Annotated in this window: 12 protein-coding genes and 1 pseudogene; 5 read left to right on the top strand and 8 right to left on the bottom strand. The window is 70.3% G+C overall.

Annotation, left to right across the window (positions count from 1 at the left end):
- Positions 1-183 precede the first annotated feature (183 nt).
- From AC3CF1_RS19455 to murJ, 4 genes and pseudogenes are all read right to left on the bottom strand, one after another.
- Positions 184-1,197, bottom strand: coding sequence for a hypothetical protein (locus AC3CF1_RS19455; protein ID WP_488450986.1), 1,014 nt, complete (start codon positions 1,195-1,197; stop codon positions 184-186).
- Positions 1,194-1,910, bottom strand: a complete 717-nt coding sequence (gene sigM, locus AC3CF1_RS19450; protein ID WP_210927755.1) for an RNA polymerase sigma factor SigM — start codon at positions 1,908-1,910, stop codon at positions 1,194-1,196. Before sigM ends, AC3CF1_RS19455 begins: the two co-directional genes overlap by 4 nt.
- Positions 1,911-1,953: 43 nt before the next feature.
- Positions 1,954-3,568: pseudogene (locus AC3CF1_RS19445) on the bottom strand (protein kinase family protein).
- A 446-nt stretch (positions 3,569-4,014) separates the two neighbouring features.
- A complete protein-coding gene (murJ, locus tag AC3CF1_RS19440; RefSeq protein ID WP_354982216.1) occupies positions 4,015-5,772 on the bottom strand; it encodes a murein biosynthesis integral membrane protein MurJ in 1,758 nt (585 codons plus the stop codon).
- A 126-nt stretch (positions 5,773-5,898) separates the two neighbouring features.
- Between murJ and AC3CF1_RS19435 the strand changes: the two genes are divergently transcribed.
- A complete protein-coding gene (locus AC3CF1_RS19435; RefSeq protein ID WP_488450985.1) occupies positions 5,899-7,359 on the top strand; it encodes a CCA tRNA nucleotidyltransferase in 1,461 nt (486 codons plus the stop codon).
- A gap of 74 nt (positions 7,360-7,433) precedes the next feature.
- On the opposite strand, the gene AC3CF1_RS19430 is transcribed toward AC3CF1_RS19435, so the two are convergent.
- Together AC3CF1_RS19430 and AC3CF1_RS19425 are read right to left on the bottom strand one after the other, a co-directional pair.
- Positions 7,434-8,966, bottom strand: coding sequence for a flotillin family protein (locus AC3CF1_RS19430; RefSeq protein ID WP_210791759.1), 1,533 nt, complete (start codon positions 8,964-8,966; stop codon positions 7,434-7,436).
- Positions 8,967-8,993: 27 nt separating this feature from the next.
- Complete coding sequence (locus AC3CF1_RS19425) at positions 8,994-9,500, bottom strand: NfeD family protein (RefSeq protein ID WP_141913045.1); 507 nt, start codon at positions 9,498-9,500, stop codon at positions 8,994-8,996.
- 183 nt (positions 9,501-9,683) lie between these two features.
- On the opposite strand from AC3CF1_RS19425, the gene AC3CF1_RS19420 reads away from it, so the two are divergent.
- On the top strand, positions 9,684-10,163 hold the full coding sequence (locus AC3CF1_RS19420) for a methylated-DNA--[protein]-cysteine S-methyltransferase (protein WP_354982217.1): 480 nt from the start codon (positions 9,684-9,686) through the stop codon (positions 10,161-10,163).
- A gap of 112 nt (positions 10,164-10,275) precedes the next feature.
- Positions 10,276-11,238 carry a hypothetical protein gene (locus AC3CF1_RS19415; RefSeq protein ID WP_488450984.1) on the top strand — a complete coding sequence of 321 codons (963 nt, stop codon included), beginning with the start codon at positions 10,276-10,278 and terminating at the stop codon, positions 11,236-11,238.
- Between the two features lie 92 nt (positions 11,239-11,330).
- On the opposite strand, the gene AC3CF1_RS19410 is transcribed toward AC3CF1_RS19415, so the two are convergent.
- On the bottom strand, positions 11,331-12,410 hold the full coding sequence (locus AC3CF1_RS19410; RefSeq protein WP_088950779.1) for an inositol-3-phosphate synthase: 1,080 nt from the start codon (positions 12,408-12,410) through the stop codon (positions 11,331-11,333).
- A 23-nt stretch (positions 12,411-12,433) separates the two neighbouring features.
- Complete coding sequence (locus tag AC3CF1_RS19405; protein ID WP_088950778.1) at positions 12,434-13,072, bottom strand: PadR family transcriptional regulator; 639 nt, start codon at positions 13,070-13,072, stop codon at positions 12,434-12,436.
- A gap of 175 nt (positions 13,073-13,247) precedes the next feature.
- Here AC3CF1_RS19405 and AC3CF1_RS19400 point away from each other — a divergent pair, with 175 nt between their 5' ends.
- Together AC3CF1_RS19400 and AC3CF1_RS19395 are read left to right on the top strand one after the other, a co-directional pair.
- Positions 13,248-13,697: a DUF5318 domain-containing protein gene (locus AC3CF1_RS19400; RefSeq protein WP_354982219.1), complete on the top strand. Its 450-nt coding sequence runs from the start codon at positions 13,248-13,250 to the stop codon at positions 13,695-13,697.
- 197 nt (positions 13,698-13,894) lie between these two features.
- On the top strand, positions 13,895-16,738 hold the full coding sequence (locus AC3CF1_RS19395) for a transglycosylase domain-containing protein (protein ID WP_488450983.1): 2,844 nt from the start codon (positions 13,895-13,897) through the stop codon (positions 16,736-16,738).
- Positions 16,739-16,839: the final 101 nt, after the last annotated feature.

Raw genomic sequence — 16,839 nt, 5'->3', positions numbered from 1 at the left:
TGCCGTCTCCCGAGTTGTGTGTGTTCGGCGTCGGCGCGAGCACCGATGCCGATCCGAGTTGCCGACGCCTGGGTGGGGCCGGCAGCTGACTTCCAGAACGTCATCGTACGAACCGGGGATTCCCGAGCCGGGCATCCGGTGGGTCAGGTCACGTGGGCGGTCATCGTGCCGTTGACCGTGGATTCACCCTACCCGCGCCGAATACCGGCTGTCCGAGCCGGACCCGGGCACCCCGCACTCCGGGCCGCTCACCCAGGCCCAGCGAGCTCCGGTCGCGTCGGTGAAGCGGATGACCAGGGCCTGCTCGCCCTGGAACCGCGCGTAGTCGAGCACCTCGACCGTCAGTGGAGCGTTGCCGTGCTCGGCCGCCACGTCGGCCAGGCAGGTCGCCAGCGCGGCCTCGTCGGTCAGCCGGGCCAACTGGGTCAGCCCGTCGCCGGCGGGACGCCGGCCTTCCTCGTCGTCCACCTCCGGCTGGGTGCCAGGGGTGTTGCCGGTCACTCGGCTGGGAGTCGGTGTGCTCAGGGTGCCGACACCCGGCTCGTTGCCGAGGATCTGCGGGGTGTAGTCCGTACCGCTGCGAAGGGCGGGCCCTGTGGTGCGGACCGCGCCGGCCGCCGCGGCATCCTCGGGTGCGCTGGCCGGCCGGTCCTGGGCGCTGGTGCCACTGGTGCCGTCCGAGACGCTCGCCAGCTGGTTGAGGCCCAGCGCGACCGCGACGACGGCGACCGTGGCGGCGGCCACCGGTGCGCCACGGCGGGCCCATTCACGCCAGCGACGACCAGGGCCGGTGGATGCCCGGCGTCCCGACCTGGACGAGGCGGGGGCGGTGGGCCGGCGACCGGCCCCGCCCTGCACCGGTACGACCAGCGGCGACCCGGTGTCGGCGGCCGGGTCGACCCCGGGCGCGGTCTGCTCGGCGGAGGGGTCGTCCGACATCGGCTCCGCGGCGGCCAGCGCGGCGGAGAGGCGGTCGACGATCGCCTGCGGCATCTCCGGTGACGGCTCGGCCAAGCGGGTCAGGCTCGCACTGACCTCCGTCAACGCGGGAGCCAGCAGTGCGTACGCCTCGGCCCAGGCCGGGTCCGCGGACACCAGGTGGGCGATCTCCTCCTGCTGCGGGGTGCCGTCCAACGCCCCGCCGAGGTAGTCAGCGAGGAGGTCGTCGTCGACCTCCCGGAACCCCTCGGTCGTCACGTGTCCTCCTGGTTGGCGTCCCGCCGGTACCGGCTCGACCCCGATCCGACGCCCTCGGCCGGGCCTGGGTTCCCCGGCGTGACGCCCGGCACGTCACCGACCATCCCGGCCGGGTCCGATCGCGCCGAGGGCGTTGCGGCCACGGCAGGGCGGAGATGCCCGAGCAGCACCGCCAGACGGGCCCGGCCCCGGGCACACCGGCTCTTCACCGTCCCCTCGGCGACGCCGAGGATGCGGGCGACCTCGGCGACCGGGTAGCCCTGCACGTCGACCAGCACCAGCGCGGCGCGTTGTTCGAGGGGCAGCGCGGCGAGTGCCTCGCGGACGACCAGCACGGTGTCGTGGTCCTGTGCCACGGCGGCCGGCTCGATCCCGCCGGTGCCCGAGCCGTCCTCGGCACGGTTGCCGTCCGGCAGCGGCACTGTCGGGTGTGCCTGCCGGCGACGGATCCGGTCCAGACAGGCGTTCACCACGATGCGGTGCAGCCAGGTGGTGACGGCGGAGTCACCGCGGAACCGGGACGCCGCCCGGTGCGCGGAGAGCAGCGCGTCCTGGAGTGCGTCGGCTGCCTCCTCGCGGTCACCGAGGGTCCGTAGGGCGACCGCCCAGAGCCGGTCGCGGTGCCGGCGGAACAACTCGGCGAAAGCGTGCCGGTCGCCATCGACATGGGCACGCAACAGCTCCAGATCGGTAGCTGTGGCGTGCCCGTCCATCACCACGTCCGGTGGAAGCAGTGCCACGGAGGAGGTGCCGGGCTCACGATCCCTGGACCGTGATCTCCTGGACGTCGACCTGGAAGCCCCGCTCGCTGGCCGGCAACTCGGTGATCCAGAACAGCAGGTACTGGTATTTCTGGTCGACGTCGAACCCGTTGAACGTCATGGTGGTGCCGTCGTGGTCCTGGAACGGCTGCCCGATGGTGGTGCCCGGGGTCTTGTAGGCCTGGACCATCTGCTTGTCGCCGTTGGAGGACGACGGCGGTGCGGTGGTGCCGGTGAGGAGCTCGGCGGACGCGCCGGTCGCGGAGAGCACCGCCTGCACCGACTTGACGCTGTGCGGCTCGCCGAGGTCGAGCCAGACCCCCATGCCGGACTTCCGGTTGCCGAACTTGGCCGCCGTGTACGTGTCGGTGCCCCAGCCCTTGTCCGCGTCGCCGTCGATGATTTTGTCGGCGCCGCCCAGCTCGTCGCGCTTCTGGCTGTCCGGATCGATGATCCGGACGCCCTTGACGGCCAGCTTGCGGACCGCGGCGGCGGCCGGGGTGGCATCGCCGGCGGGGGCGCTGGAGGTGGGAGCGGGAGGCTGGTTGGCCTGCGGGTCCTTGTCGCCGTCGCCCAGCGTGCTGATCCCGATCAGCAGACCGACCAGGGCGACCGCCAGCAGGCCGGCGATGCCCACGGCGACCTTGCGACCACCGGCGGCGGCCAGCGGCGACGGGCTCTTCCTCGGTGTCGGCGGCGAACCGCAGTGGCCCACTGTTGTCGAGGTAGTGCTCCTCCTCGGCCGGCACGTCCAGTCGGGCCAGCTCGGCGGCGAGCACATCGGACGACGGCGGCGCGATCTCGGCGTCGAGCAGATCCATGGTCAGGTCGTCCAGGTATGCGGGAACACCCGCCCGGACCTGGCGAGGTGCCGCGATGGCGCCCCCGGCGTCGCGAACGGCGTCCGGGATGGCGGCCCGGCCGTGGCCGGCGGTGGCGCCACGCAGCGGTGCCTCGGCGTGCGGCCAGTAACCGGTCAGGGCGAAGTAGAGGACACCGCCGACCGCCCGGATGTCGTTCTCCTGGCTGTCGTCGCCATCGGTGCGGGCGTCCGCCAGGACCACGCGGCCCTCGTCACTGATCATGACGGTGCCAGGGTGGACGTTGCCGTGCACCATGCCGGTGGCGTGCACCGCGGCGAGAGCACTCGCGACGGCGTTGCCGATCGCGGTGGCCCGGGCCGGGTCCAGTGGACCGTCGGCCGCCAGGTCCCGCAGGGACTGCCCGTCGACCCACTCGCGCACCACGTACGCGCGGTCGGCCTCGTCGATCGCGTCGTAGACGCCGACCAGGTTGGGGTGGATGACCCGGCTGGCCGCGACGGCCGCCTGAAGCATTTCGGTGGCGGAGTCGCCGCCCGGGTAGCGCAGCACCACCGCGACGGGACGACGCAGGATGACGTCGACCCCGCGCCAGACCAGCCGACCCGCGCTGTCGTTGTTGATGTGCTCAACCAGCTCGTACCGCTCGGCGAGGACTTCACCGGCCGTGGGAGCACCGAAGGTCATGACCGGAGGAGCGCTTTCGTCCGCCTCCTGACCCTCGCCGACCTGGGTCACCCGTCCTCCCTCGGTGATCGTGTCGATCGATGGACCCGCACTGCTGGGCATGTGGCTTCCCGCTCTGCCGTTGAAGGAACCGGCCGACCGGTGTCGACGCGCAGCGTCGGCCCCTGCCGTACCCGTCGAGAGCGACCTTACCTGGGTTGCCCGTCTCCTCGACATGTCATCTTCCCGCCGTACCCGGCGGGTTCCCGGCAGTCGAAGAGCTCGTCCGGTTACGACCGTTGTCAGCCACGTTGCTGGCACATGTACTAGCTAATCTACGGCTTCACCGCAAGTGACCGACGCCGGGGCTGGGCTGGCGCGACCCCTCCCTACAACTGGCATGTTCCCACCGATCGGCCCGGCACGCTCGGCCGTACGGTTGGTTATCCACAGGCCGATGCGGTGGTTGACCGGCGAATCGCTGAGTTATCCACAGGTGGATCCCCAGCCTGGTGATCCGCGGTCACGGTCCGTGCGTGCAGAAACTTCTTGTGATCGGGTGCTGACGGTCAGCGACCCAGGCGGCGGCGGACCATGCCGACCACCTCGGTGATCTCACTGATCCGCAGCAGCATGGCCAGACCCAGGTACGTCCCGCCGATCACCGCCCCACCGATCACGAGCTGTACCACCGCTTCCAGTCGGCTGGGCGTGTCGTCACCGGGCAGCAGCTTCACCACCAGCAGGCCGACCAGTGCGGAACCGAGCGCCGCAACCGCGACCCGGCCGCCGGTGCGCATGATGCCGCCGAGGCCGATCCGACCGACGCGCGGTCGGAGCAGCCAGGCCGAGCCGATCGCAGCAGCCAGGTAGGACACCGCATTACCGATCATCATTCCGGCGCCGGCGAAGCTCGCCGAGAAGGCCACGAAGAGCACGATCTGCACCCCGATCCGGAGTGCCACCACCGGGATGTTGATCAGCGCCGGGGTGCGCGTGTCCGGCAGCGCGTAGAACGCGAAGGTGAAGAGTTGGCTGACCGCGAACGGGACCAGCGCGAGCGCCGCAGCGAGCAACACAACGGAGGTGGCCGTGGCGTTGTCCTCGGTGAAGGCGCCGACCCGGAACAACGTGAACGCGATCGGGGTGGCCAGGACGGCGTAGCAGACCGCAATTGGCGCGAGCACCGCCGTGACCGTCCGGGTGCCCCGGGACAGGTCGGCGGCGAGGTCGCCGTAGCGGCCGTCGGCCGCCGCCGCGCTCATCCGGGGCATCAGCGCGGTGATGATCGAGACGGCGATGATGCCGTGTGCCGTCATCAGCAGCAGGAAGACGTTGTTGTAGATCAGCGGGCCGGCAGCGTTCTCCTTACCGGCCCGGTTGAGCAGGTTGAACAGCACGATCAGGCCGACCTGGCTGACCGCGACGTAGCAGATCATCCACGCCCCGAGCCGGCCCAGCTCGCGCAGCCCGAGTGCGCGGAAGTCGAATCGCATCTTCCAGCGGAAGCCGACCTTGCGCAGCGCCGGCAGCAGGCCGGTCGCCTGGATGGCCACGCCGAGCAGGGTGCCCCCACCGATCAGGATGATCCGACCGGCCGTCATGTCCTCCGGCTGGACGATCTTCGCGCCGAAGATCGCGATGTAGAGGCCGGCGGTGCCGATCACGACAAGGTTGTTCAGGATCGGCGCCCACATCGGGGCGGCGAAGTGACCCCGGGTGTTGAGCACCGCGCTGATCAACGCGGAGAGGCCGGAGAAGAAGATCATCGGCAGCATCAGGTACGACAGGTGCCGGACCAGTCCGGAATACGCCTCGGTCGACTCACTGCTGCCGTACAACCAGGTCAACGGCCAGGCCAGGGCCACTGCCAGGAGGGCCGCCGCGCCGAGGGCGAGCACCGCGAGGGTGAGCAGCCGCTGCGCGTACGCCTGCCCGCCATCCGGGTCGATCTTGCGTCGGCGCACCAGCACCGGGATCAGCACGCTGGTGAGGACGCCGCCGAGCAGGAACTCGTAGACCATGCCGGGCAGGATCTGGGCGGTCGTGTACGCGTCGCCGACCAGCGCACCGCCGAGGGCCGCGCCGATCACCAGGTTGCGGAGGAAGCCGGTGCCGCGGCTGACCAGGCTGCCGACGGCCATCACCGCGCTGTTCGTCGCCGCGCTCGCCTCGCCCACCTGCTCCTGTGGTGGCGCGGTCGACTCCAGGGCCGGCTGGTTCAGCGGCTCGGCGGAGATGAAGGTGGCGCCGTCGCCCGGACGTCCGCCGGCCCCGGGCCCGCCGTCCGGCGTGGCGTTGGCGCTGCGGTAGAGCCCGCCGCTCATCTCCAGCCTCCCAGGGGTACGTCGAGCCGGACACCGACCCGCACGCCACAGACCATAGTCAACCCCCACCCGTTACCCGCGCCCGGCGGATCGGATCACACCCTGGCCCGATAAGCTGGCGATCCCATGTCCGAAGCTTCCGCTCCTCACGCCGCCGACCGCCGCGAACTCACCGCCGCGCAGCGCAACGCCGTCGCCGAACTGCTCCGGGTTTCCCCGGTCGCCGACGAGTTGGGCCGCCGCTTCGTCCGCGCCGGTCACGAGTTGCACCTGGTGGGCGGTTCGGTGCGGGATGCCCTGCTCGGCCGACTCGGGGACGACCTCGACTTCTGCACCGACGCGCACCCCGACGAGACGCTGCGGGTCCTCAAGGGCTGGGCCGAGTCGATCTGGGAGACCGGTCGGGAGTTCGGCACCATCGGCGCCCAGCGCGACGGCCTCCGGCTGGAGATCACCACGTTCCGCGCGGAGTCGTACGACCAGGTCAGCCGCAACCCGGTGGTGGTCTACGGCACCAGCCTCGACGAGGACCTGAAGCGGCGCGACTTCACCATCAACGCGATGGCGGTCAGCCTGCCGGAGCACCGGTTCACCGACCCGCACGGCGGGTTGGACGACATCTCGGCCAGGATGATCCGTACCCCGAGCACCCCTGGGGAGTCGTTCGGCGACGACCCGTTGCGGATGCTGCGGGCCGCCCGGTTCGCCGCCCAGTTGCGTTTCGCCGTGCACCCGGACGTGCACCGGGCGATGAGCGAGATGTCCGCCGACCTGGACCGGATCACCGCCGAGCGGATCCGCGACGAGTTCACGAAGCTGCTCTGCGGTGCCGACCCGATCACCGGGCTGCGGCTGCTGGTCGACACCGGGCTGGCCGAACGGTTCCTGCCTGAGCTGACCGGGTTGAAGCTGGAGATCGACGAGCACGCGCAGCACAAGGACGTCTACGAGCACACCCTGACGGTCGTCGAGAACGCGGTCTCCTACGAGGAGGAGGGCTGCGACTTCATCCTGCGGATGGCCGCCCTCATGCATGACGTGGGCAAGCCGGCGACGAAGGCTGCGGCCCCCGACGGTCGGGTCAGCTTCCACCATCACGAGGTGGTCGGCGCACGGCTGACCAAGGCCCGGATGAAGGCGATGCGCTACCCGAAGGAGGTCATCGCCAAGGTGACCGCGCTGGTCGCGCTGCACCTGCGCTTCTACGGGTACGGGCGGGGCGAGTGGACGGACTCGGCGGTGCGCCGGTATGTCGCCGACTCCGGTGACCTGCTGCCCCGGCTGCACAAGCTGACCCGCTCGGACTGCACGACCCGCAACCGGCGCAAGGCGGCCCAGCTCGCCGCCGACTACGACGCGCTGGAGGATCGGATCGCCCGGATCGCGGTCGAGGAGGACCTGGCCCGGGTCCGTCCCGACCTGGACGGCAACGCGATCATGGAGTTGCTCGGCGTACCCCCGGGGCCGGTGGTCGGGCGGGCCTGGAAGCACCTCAAGGAACAACGCCTTGAGCACGGCCCTCTGGACCGTGACGCCGCGGAGGTCGAGCTGCTGCGCTGGGCCCGCGCCGAGGGCCTCGTCGAGTAGCCCTCGCACCGAACCCGAGTGGAACTGACGGGCGCCGCCCCCGAACCGGGAGCGGCGCCCGTCTGCGTACGTCGTCAGCGGGTCTCGACGGCGGTCCCGTCCACGGCCGGGGCGCTCTTGCCGGCGGGGGTGCCGTTGCCGGCCGCAGACGCCGAGCCGAGCCGGGACAGCAGACCGGCCAGGTCGATCCCGGTCAGGTCGCTGCCGAGCTGAAGCCCCTGGGCCACGTTGCCGGCCACCGACTTCGTCAGCGACGACGCGCCGTCGGTGGAGATGACGGTCATCTTGTCGATCGCCCCGATCGGCGCGCTGGCCGCCTCGACCACCTGCGGCAGCACCTTGACCAGCAGGTCCAGCACCGCCGCCTCGCCGTAGGCGGCGAAAGCCTCGGCCTTGCGCGCCATCGCGTCCGCCTCGGCCTCACCCTTGGCCAGGATGGCCGCGGCCTCGGCCTGACCCTCCCGCTCCACGGCCTCGGCGATGGCGGAGCGCCGACGCTGCTCGGCCTCACCTTCCTTGGCGCCCTCGATCGCGTTCGCCTCGGCGAGCGCGGCACGCCGGGCCCGCTCGCCCTCACCGGTGAGCCGCGCCTGTTCGGCGGAGGCCTGCGCGGCCGCGATGACCGACTGCCGCTGTGCGTCCGCGTGCAGCACCGCCGCGGCGCGGGACGCCTCGGCCTCCTGCTCCACCTTGTACCGGGCCGCGTCGGCGGGCTTGCGCACCTCGGTGTCCAGTTGGCGCTGCTTGAGTTCGGCGTTGCGCTCGGCGACCTTCTGCTGCTCGGAGAGGATCGCCTGGTCCCGTTCGGCCTGGGCCAGCGGGCCGGCGGCGGCGGACTTCGCCTTCGCCGCGTCGATCTCGGCCTGGATGCCGGCCTGCTTGAGAGACAGGTTCCGGTTCGCCTCCGCGATGGCCTCTTCGGCGAGCAGCCGCTCCTGCTCGGCCTGCTGCCGGGCCCGTGCCTCGGCGATGGCCGCGTCCTTGAGCACCCGGGCGGCCTCGGGCCGGCCCAGGTCCTGCAGATAGGACCCTTCGGCTAGGATGTCCTGGAGTTGGAAGGTGTCCAGCACGAGGCCCTGGTTGGTCATCGAGTGCTCGGCCTCCTCGGCCACCGCGCTGGCGAACGCCGCCCGGTCCCGGATGACCTCCTCGACGGTGAGCCGGCCGACGATCGAGCGCAGCGCTCCGGCGAGCACCTCCCGGGTGAAGTTGTCGATCTCGTCCTGTTGGTGCAGGAACCGCTGGGCAGCGGCCCGGATCGCGTCCTCGGTGCCGCCGACCTTGACGATCGCCACGCCGTGCAGGTCGGCGCGGATGCCCTGCTTGCTCACCGCCCCCCGGATGCCGACGTCGATCCGTCGGCTGGACAGGTCGAGCGACTGGAGCTTCTGCACCACCGGCAGCACGAAGACCGAGGCACCGAGCACGACCTTCTGCCCGGAGTTGTCGGTCGAGCGCCCGCCGTCGGCGGTCTGGGTGGTGCGACCCTTGCGACCGGTGACGATGAACGCCTCGTTCGGTCCGGCCACCTTGATCCGGGAGAGCACGAAGAGCACCAGGATGAGCACGAGGAGGACCGCGCCACCGATGGCGATTAGCAGGGCCATATAAAGGAGTCCTGTCTACGAGGAAAGTCAGTAGGTTTCGACCTGCACGCTGGTCTCGCTGAGCGCCTGCACCACGAAGACCTGGGCGCCGACCGGTATCGGCTGGTCCGCACGGGCGCTGAGCTTGACCGGTTGACCGGCGAGACGAATTCGTACCTCGCCGTAGCCGTCAACCGGCACCGGGGTGACGACCAGGCCGAGCGCACCGACCAGGTCGTCGCGGGTGGGGGTGGGGTCGGTGCGCATGTTCCGCGCCGCCCGGCTGAGTCGGGACGCCAACCAGGCGGTGGGCACGGCCGCGAGCACGCCGCCGACCGCCGCGCCGACGACCATGCCGGGGGTACGCGCACCGAGCAGTTCGTTGACGATGGCCGCGCCGAACCCGAACGCCCCGGCGAAGCCGGCGACCGTCTCGACCGAGATCGGCCCGTCGACGTCGGCGTGCCCGAACTGGAACAGCTCGGTGCCGAGCAGGGCGAGCGCGAGCACACCGATGCCCGCCCCGCCGATGATCAGAAAGATGAGCGTCCCCATTGCCACGACCTGCACGGTATCGATGCCGCGCAACGGCCGACGGCCCAGCGGGACGCGGAAACGATCTCCCGGCCGGCCCGGCGGGCGGCGGTTCGCGGCGGCACCCACCGACCCGACGTGGCGTACGCGGATCAGTGGTGCCGGGGTAGGCGGCCACCGGCGCGGGTCGGGGACAATGGGCTCATGCGCTGGACCGTGCTCGACTCACCGATCGGTGAGTTCTCCGTGGCAAGCGACGGTGCGAGCGTCTGCGGTGCGCACTTCGGCCGGGTCGACGCGGCGGCGGACGATCCTGACCAGGAGGTGTCCCGGCAGGCCGTCGCCGAGCTGCGGGCGTACTTCGCTGGCGAGCTGACCGCGTTCACCGTGCCGGTGACCATCCCCCGTGGTTCGGATTTCGAGCGGGCGGTGTGGCGGGAGATGACCCTGATCCCCTACGGCGAGACGCTCACCTACGGCGAGGTGGCCCGTCGGGTCGGCGACTCCGGGGCGGCCCGGGCGGTGGGGGTGGCCTGCAACCGGAACCCGATCCCCGTCATCGTGCCGTGTCACCGCATCGTCGGTGCCGGTGGGCGGCTCGTCGGCTTCGGGGGCGGTCTGCCGCGCAAGGTGCACCTGCTGGAGTTGGAAGCCCGGGTGGCCCTGCAGCGGGCGTGGTCCTGACCGGTCCGCCGAATCGAACCAGATCGTGGTTTGTCGGCCGATCGGTCGATGTGGACGGCCGACCGTAGGCGTGATGATCGGGGATCACTCGACCGACTCTTGCGGGGGAACAATGACCGAGAAGCAGGACAAGACTGTCGACCGGCGCCGGCTGCTGCGCCGTGCCGGCGCCGTCGCGGCTGGCGTCGCCGGAACCACCGTGGTGGGTGCCGCTGCAGCCACGCCCGCTCAGGCCGCGCCCGGCGACCCGCTGATCCTGGGCACCGGCAACCTTGCCGGCACCCACACCACGGCGTTGGTCAGCAACGGGACTGGTGTCACCCTGCAGCTGACGAGCACGAGCAAGACCACCGCCCCCGACGGTCGTACGGTGCTGGCCCGGCCGGCGCTGCAGCTGACGCCGATCGGCGATGTCCTGCACCCCGACTCGCCCGGCGGCTCGATCGGTATGGACAGCGACAGCAACCTCCAGGTGGTCGCCGAGTACGGCGGCAGCACGCACCTGGAGTACGTGCACACGACCGGCAACTCGAACAACATCGTGCCGATCACGCCGCAGCGGGTCATCGACACCCGTTCGGCCGGGTCGCGCACCCGGATCCTCAACGCCTCGTCGACCACCCTGGACGGCTCGGGGCGGCTGCGCGACGGCCAGACCATCCACGTCGACCTGAGCGACTTCGCCTTCTTCAGCGACGCCCTCTTCGGCAACCTCACCGTGACGACCGCAGTCGCGTCGGGCTTCGTGCAGATCTTCCCGTACCGCAGCCCGCGCCCGGCGAACTTCTCGACGATCAACTACCTGACCAACCAGGTGATCTCGAACTCGTTCATGTCGGGTGTCGGCTATGACCCGGACTCCGAGTCGCCTCTCACTGACGTCATCTCCGTCTACGCTGCCCGGACCACCCACATCATTATCGACGTGGTGGCGTTCGTGATCGGCGTCGGTGCGGTCAACGAGGATATCCTGCCGTTCTCCGCTGGCGCGACGGCGCGTGGCGCCGAGTCGCCGGAGCAGCGCCGGGCGAAGCGGGCCGTGGCGGCCAAGCAGGGGACGCCGAGCTGGAAGTGAGCTGGTCGTCGTACCCCACGGCGATGTAGTGAACGGGGCGAGGGCCGGGTCCGAAAGGACCCGGCCCTCGGCCGTACTGCTGCTTCAGCGGGTCAGCGCGCGACCTCGCCGGCGATGAACTCCTCGACGGCCTGGTGGGCGTCGTGGTCGGCGTACTGCACCGGCGGGGACTTCATGAAGTACGACGAGGCCGACAGGATCGGGCCGCCGATCTTCCGGTCCAGCGCGATCTTCGCGGCCCGGACGGCGTCGATGATGACGCCGGCCGAGTTCGGAGAGTCCCACACCTCGAGCTTGAGCTCGGCGTTGAGCGGGGTGTCACCGAACGAGCGACCCTCCAGGCGGATGTACGCCCACTTGCGGTCGTCCAGCCACGGCACGTGGTCCGACGGGCCGATGTGCACGTCGCTCTTGCTCATCTCGTGCGGGATCTGCGAGGTGACCGACTGGGTCTTCGAGATCTTCTTCGAGACCAGCCGCTTGCGCTCCAGCATGTTCATGAAGTCCATGTTGCCGCCGAAGTTGAGCTGGTACGTGCGCAGCAGCTCGACGCCGCGGTCCTCGAAGAGCTTCGCGAGTGCGCGGTGCACGATGGTGGCGCCGACCTGGCTCTTGATGTCGTCACCGACGATCGGCAGGCCAGCATCGGTGAACTTCTGGGCCCACTCCGGGTCGGAGGCGATGAAGACCGGCAGGGCGTTGACGAACGCGCAGCCGGCGTCGATCGCGGCCTGGGCGTAGAACTTGGCGGCCTGCTCGGAGCCGACCGGGAGGTAGCAGACGACGACGTCGACCTGCGCGTCACGCAGAGCCTGCGCCACGTCGACGGGGGTGGCGTCGGACTCCTCGACGATCTCGCGGTAGTACTCGCCCAGACCGTCGAAGGTCGGACCGCGCTGCACGCTGATGCCGGTCGGCGGCACGTCGCAGAGCTTGATGGTGTTGTTCTCGCTGGCGACGATCGCCTCCGCGAGGTCCATGCCCACCTTCTTGGCGTCCACGTCGAACGCCGCGACGAACTCCACAGCGTTGACGTGGTAGTCGCCGAAGGCGACGTGCATGAGACCCGGGACGCGGTCGTTCGGGTTGGCGTTCCGGTAGTACTCGACGCCCTGAACCAGGGACGAGGCGCAGTTACCCACACCGACGATGGCGACGCGGACGGAGCCCATAGCGTCTGCCTCCTTCTTTTCTGTCACGGCCGCTCATTCCTGGTCTCTCCAGGCGGAGGCGGGCTGTTGTCTTCTCGTCGGCCGCCGGCTGTCCCGATGTTCGGGACCGTCGGGGCTCGGCCGGAGCGCTCGTTGGCGATGAGCTCCTCCAGCCAGCGGACCTCGCGCTCACAGGCATCAAGGCCGTGGCGCTGCAGTTCCAGCGTGTAAGCGTCGAGGCGCTCGGCCGCCCGGCCCAGCACGTCGCGAAGCCCTTCGCGACGCTCCTCGATCTTGCGGCGGCGACCCTCCAGAATGCGCAGGCGGGTCGCCTGGTCGGTCCGGGCGAAGAACGCGAAGTGCACCCCGAAGCCCGTGTCGTCGTACGTCTCGGGCCCGGCCTGTGCGATCAGCTGGGCGAAGCGTTCCTTGCCCTCCGCGGTGATTTTGTAGACCACCCGACCTCGTCGGCTGGTCAGCGCGGGGACCTCCTCGGCAGTGGCGGGCGTCTCATCAGCTTCGGTGATCCATCCCGCCGCCTGCAGCCTGCGTAGCGTGGGATAGAGCGAGCCGTAGCTGATCGCCGCCCGGATCGCGCCGAGTTTGGCGGTCAGCTCCTTGCGCAGCTCATAGCCGTGCATCGGAGACTCCTGCAGGAGGCCGAGGATGGCGAACTCAAGCACTGGCCACCCTCTCTTTACCCTCCGGCGTGGAGCGGTAACCGCCGCGATGTATCGGACCGATACATCGCACGTTAGCGGGTCACGCGTGCCAGGGCAAACCCCCGCTCCGAGACGGTGTCGTCACGGATTGTGAGCGTGGTCGCCTGCTCGGGCCGGACCGCGTACCCTTCTTCGCATGCGTACGCAGCGCCAGGTCGTCGACTACTCGCTTCAGAAGCGAGCAGTGCTGCGTGAGCTCCTGGCCGGCCGGGTTGGCACGTACGACGTGTGCGACGCATCGCCGTACCTGAAGAACGCCGCCCGGTTCCACGGTGAGCCGACCGACCGGCGCTGCCCGATCTGTCGCAGCGAGAACTTGACTCTCGTCCACTACATTTACGGTGACGAGCTCAAGCAGTCCGCCGGGCAGGCCCGGACACTGACCGAGTTGCCTGTCCTGGCGATGACGCTGCGTGAGTTCCAGGTCTTCGTGGTGGAGGTGTGCCTCGGTTGTGACTGGAACCATCTGGTCGAGCAGTACCTGCTCGGCCGGGACGGTCTGGCCGGCGACAGCGACGGCGCCGGCGAGCAGGACGTGGCGGCCGCCGAAGGTGCGGGTCGGCGGAGGCGAGAGGCGCAACGGTGATCACAGCTGGTTGGACCGGCCCCGGGGCCGTAGACGAAACCCGGGACGGTCAACCGCTCGTTGGTCCGATTAGCCCTATTAATGCGGCAAGTCCCCCGGTGAAACGGCACCCCCGTGCCGGTCTCCCGGGTGAAGCAACTCACGGCAACCCGGTGGCGGCGCAGTCGCGCCCCACCGCGACCGGCAGGGTGTGAGGAATGAACTCGTACGGCGATCCCAGTTCTGCGCGTGGACGGGCCCAGCACTCGGGCCCCGAGGGCGACCCCGGGCCGGTCGCGGACAACGCGTACCGCCGCCCCGGCGGTGACTCCCGCGGGAATGGCTGGTCGGCCCCGGAGGGTGGCACGGCGACCCCGGGCCGCGCTTCGGTGACCCCACGGGCCGCCGGTGGGCGGGCCACGGTGGGCGGATCGGCCTCGGTGCCGCCGCGCGGCGCTGCTGCGGCCGGTTCCGCCTCGGTGGGTTCGGCAACCCCCGGCCGCGCTGGGCGGGCGTCGGTGCCGGTGTCGCCGGCACCGGGTGTGGCCGCCGGACGCGCCGGTGCGGGCCGGGCCTCGGTGCCCGTGTCCCCTGCGCCGGGCGCCCCGGCAGGCCGAGCCGTGGTCGGCGCCGCCGCCGTCGGTGCCGCCCCGGCGGGCCGGGCCAGTGTCGGTTCCGCGTCGGTTGGTGGCCGTGCCGCCGTCGCCCGGGCGAGCGTCTCGCCGGTCTCCGGTGGGCCGGGCGGTCCTGGTGGACCGAACGGTCCGGGCCGGGGCGGCCGTGGTGCGGGTGACCCGGGCGCCGCCCGACGGGCGAAGAAGCGCAAGCGGATGAACCTGCTGATCGCCGGTGTCGCGGTCTTCATCATGCTCGCCGGTGCCGGTGTGGTCGGGTTCACCTACTACTCGACCAACGTGGTCATGCCCGACGAGATGCCGCTGCCCCTGTCCACCACTGTGTACGCCAAGGACGGCAAGACCCAGTTGGCCAAGCTGGGCAGCGAGAACCGCAGCTTCGTCACCATCAACCAGATCCCGTTGCACGTGCAGCACGCGGTGGCGGCGGCCGAGGACCGCAACTTCTACCGGCACTCCGGCGTCGACTACAAGGGCATCGTCCGAGCCGCGTGGAACAACGTCTCCGGCGGTGACAAGCAGGGCGCCTCGACGATCACCCAGCAGTACGCGCGCAACGCGTTCGAGAACCTCCAGGACGACACGTACGGCCGGAAGGTGAAGGAGGCAATCCTCGCCTCCAAGCTGAACGAGAAGTACGACAAGCCGCAGATCATGCAGCACTACCTCAACGTGATCTACTTCGGGCGCGGTGCCTACGGCATCGAGGCCGCGGCACTGACGTACTTCGGCCATTCGGCGAAGGACCTGACCGTGGGCGAGGGTGCGGTGCTGGCGGCGGTCATCAAGCAGCCGCAGCCGAGCGAGACCCACGGGGGGTTCGACCCCGCGGTCAACCCGACGGACGCCAGGTCACGGTGGGACTACGTGATCGCCGGCATGAAGAAGGAGGGCTGGCTGGACGCCCCCGGGCAGCCCGCTTCGCCGACCGAGTATCCGAAGGTGCAGGCGCCGAAGAAGGGCGGGAACGGGTTCGGTGTCGACAGCCCGCGCGGCAACGTCATCAACTACGTCCGCCAGGAGATGGACGCGATGGGCCTCTGCTCCGACACCGGCGCGGAGGGCAAGACGAGCTGCGTGGACGCGCTGCGCGACGGCGGCTACCGGATCACCACCACCATCGACCACAAGCTGCAGACCGCCGCTGAGAACACCGCCATGCAGTCCAAGAAGGGTTCCGAGCTCAACGACCAGCCGAAGAACCTGATGGCGGCGGTGGTGTCGATCGACCCGTCGAAGGGTCGCGTGCTCGCCTACTACGGCGGTGACAGCGGCGCCGACTTCGACTACGCCGGCAAGAACACCGACAAGAACGGTGACCTGACCGGTGGACACCAGCCGGGCTCGTCGATGAAGGTGTACACCCTGGCCGCCGCGATCGAGGCGGGCATCTCGGTCAAGTCGCACTGGGACCCCACGCCCTACAAGCCCAAGGGCTCCCGGGACACGATCGGTAACGCCGGCCGCACCAACCTCAAGTGCGGCAAGTACTGCACCCTCGAAGAGTCGACGGTCCAGTCGTACAACGTGCCCTTCTACTGGGTCGCCGACACGATCGGCGCCGACAAGGTCGTCGACATGGCCCGGAAGGCCGGCGTGACCACCATGTGGGGCGTCGACCCGCCGCAGGCCTTCGACCTGTCGAAGAAGGGGCCGAAACCGTTCGACAACTACACCGGTTTCGGCAAGTACCCGATCACCGTGTTCGATCACGCCAACGCCATGGCCACGTTCGCCAACGACGGCAAGTACATCAAGGCCCACTTTGTCCTGAAGGTGGAGCAGCAGGACAAGGACAGCGGCAAGTGGAAGGTCGTCGGCAGCGAGCGCATCAAGCCGGAGCAGCGGATCCCCAAGAAGATCACCGACGAGGTCACCGGCGTTCTGAAGCAGATCCCTCGCCCCAACAACATCTCCCTGGAGAACGGCCGCCAGGCCGCCGCCAAGACCGGCACCTGGGAGTACGACGACAAGGACAACTCGCACGCCTGGACGGTCGGCTACACCCCGCAGAACGCCACAGCGGTGTGGGTGGGCAGTCGGGACCCGAGCAAGCCGCAGATCAAGCTCACCGGCGGCAAGGACATTGGTGGTTCGACGCTCCCCGGCCCGATCTGGGAGAAGTTCATGAACACCGCACTCAAGGGCCTGGAGGAGATTTCCCTGCCCAGCGTCACCGGCGAGGGTGACGTCACCAAGGGCAACGGCAAGGAGCCGGTGGCGCTGCCGACCATCCCGGGTCTGCCGGGCGGCCCGACCTGTGATCCGCTGACCGACCCGTTCTGCCCGCGTGTCGGCGGCACCCCGGGCGGCAACCCCGGGGGTAACCCGGGCGGCAACCCCGGAGGCAACCCGGGCGGCAACCCCGGTGGCGGCGGTGGCGGCGGTGGCGGACTACTGCCCGGCCTACCACCCGAGCGAAACTGACCCGCACCGCTTCATGACGCCGCCGCCGGCCGGACGACCTGTCCCGGCCGGCGGCGGCGTTTTCATACCCGGATCTCCGCGCCGGGACGGGACGGACACCC

Source organism: Micromonospora sp. MGP-C2 (genome assembly GCF_057766525.1).
The sequence above is the reverse complement of the archived record's forward strand: the minus strand, read 5'-3'. Positions and strand labels throughout refer to the sequence as shown.

Bases quoted from the DNA above. Each gene is read 5' to 3' on its own strand.
- sigM (WP_210927755.1), bottom strand. From the start codon at position 1,910: ATGGACGGGCACGCCACAGCTACCGATCTGGAGCTGTTGCGTGCCCAT.
- murJ (WP_354982216.1), bottom strand. From the start codon at position 5,772: ATGAGCGGCGGGCTCTACCGCAGCGCCAACGCCACGCCGGACGGCGGG.
- AC3CF1_RS19435 (WP_488450985.1), top strand. From the start codon at position 5,899: ATGTCCGAAGCTTCCGCTCCTCACGCCGCCGACCGCCGCGAACTCACC.
- AC3CF1_RS19430 (WP_210791759.1), bottom strand. From the start codon at position 8,966: ATGGCCCTGCTAATCGCCATCGGTGGCGCGGTCCTCCTCGTGCTCATC.
- AC3CF1_RS19425 (WP_141913045.1), bottom strand. From the start codon at position 9,500: ATGGGGACGCTCATCTTTCTGATCATCGGCGGGGCGGGCATCGGTGTG.
- AC3CF1_RS19420 (WP_354982217.1), top strand. From the start codon at position 9,684: ATGCGCTGGACCGTGCTCGACTCACCGATCGGTGAGTTCTCCGTGGCA.
- AC3CF1_RS19415 (WP_488450984.1), top strand. From the start codon at position 10,276: ATGACCGAGAAGCAGGACAAGACTGTCGACCGGCGCCGGCTGCTGCGC.
- AC3CF1_RS19410 (WP_088950779.1), bottom strand. From the start codon at position 12,410: ATGGGCTCCGTCCGCGTCGCCATCGTCGGTGTGGGTAACTGCGCCTCG.
- AC3CF1_RS19400 (WP_354982219.1), top strand. From the start codon at position 13,248: ATGCGTACGCAGCGCCAGGTCGTCGACTACTCGCTTCAGAAGCGAGCA.
- AC3CF1_RS19395 (WP_488450983.1), top strand. From the start codon at position 13,895: ATGAACTCGTACGGCGATCCCAGTTCTGCGCGTGGACGGGCCCAGCAC.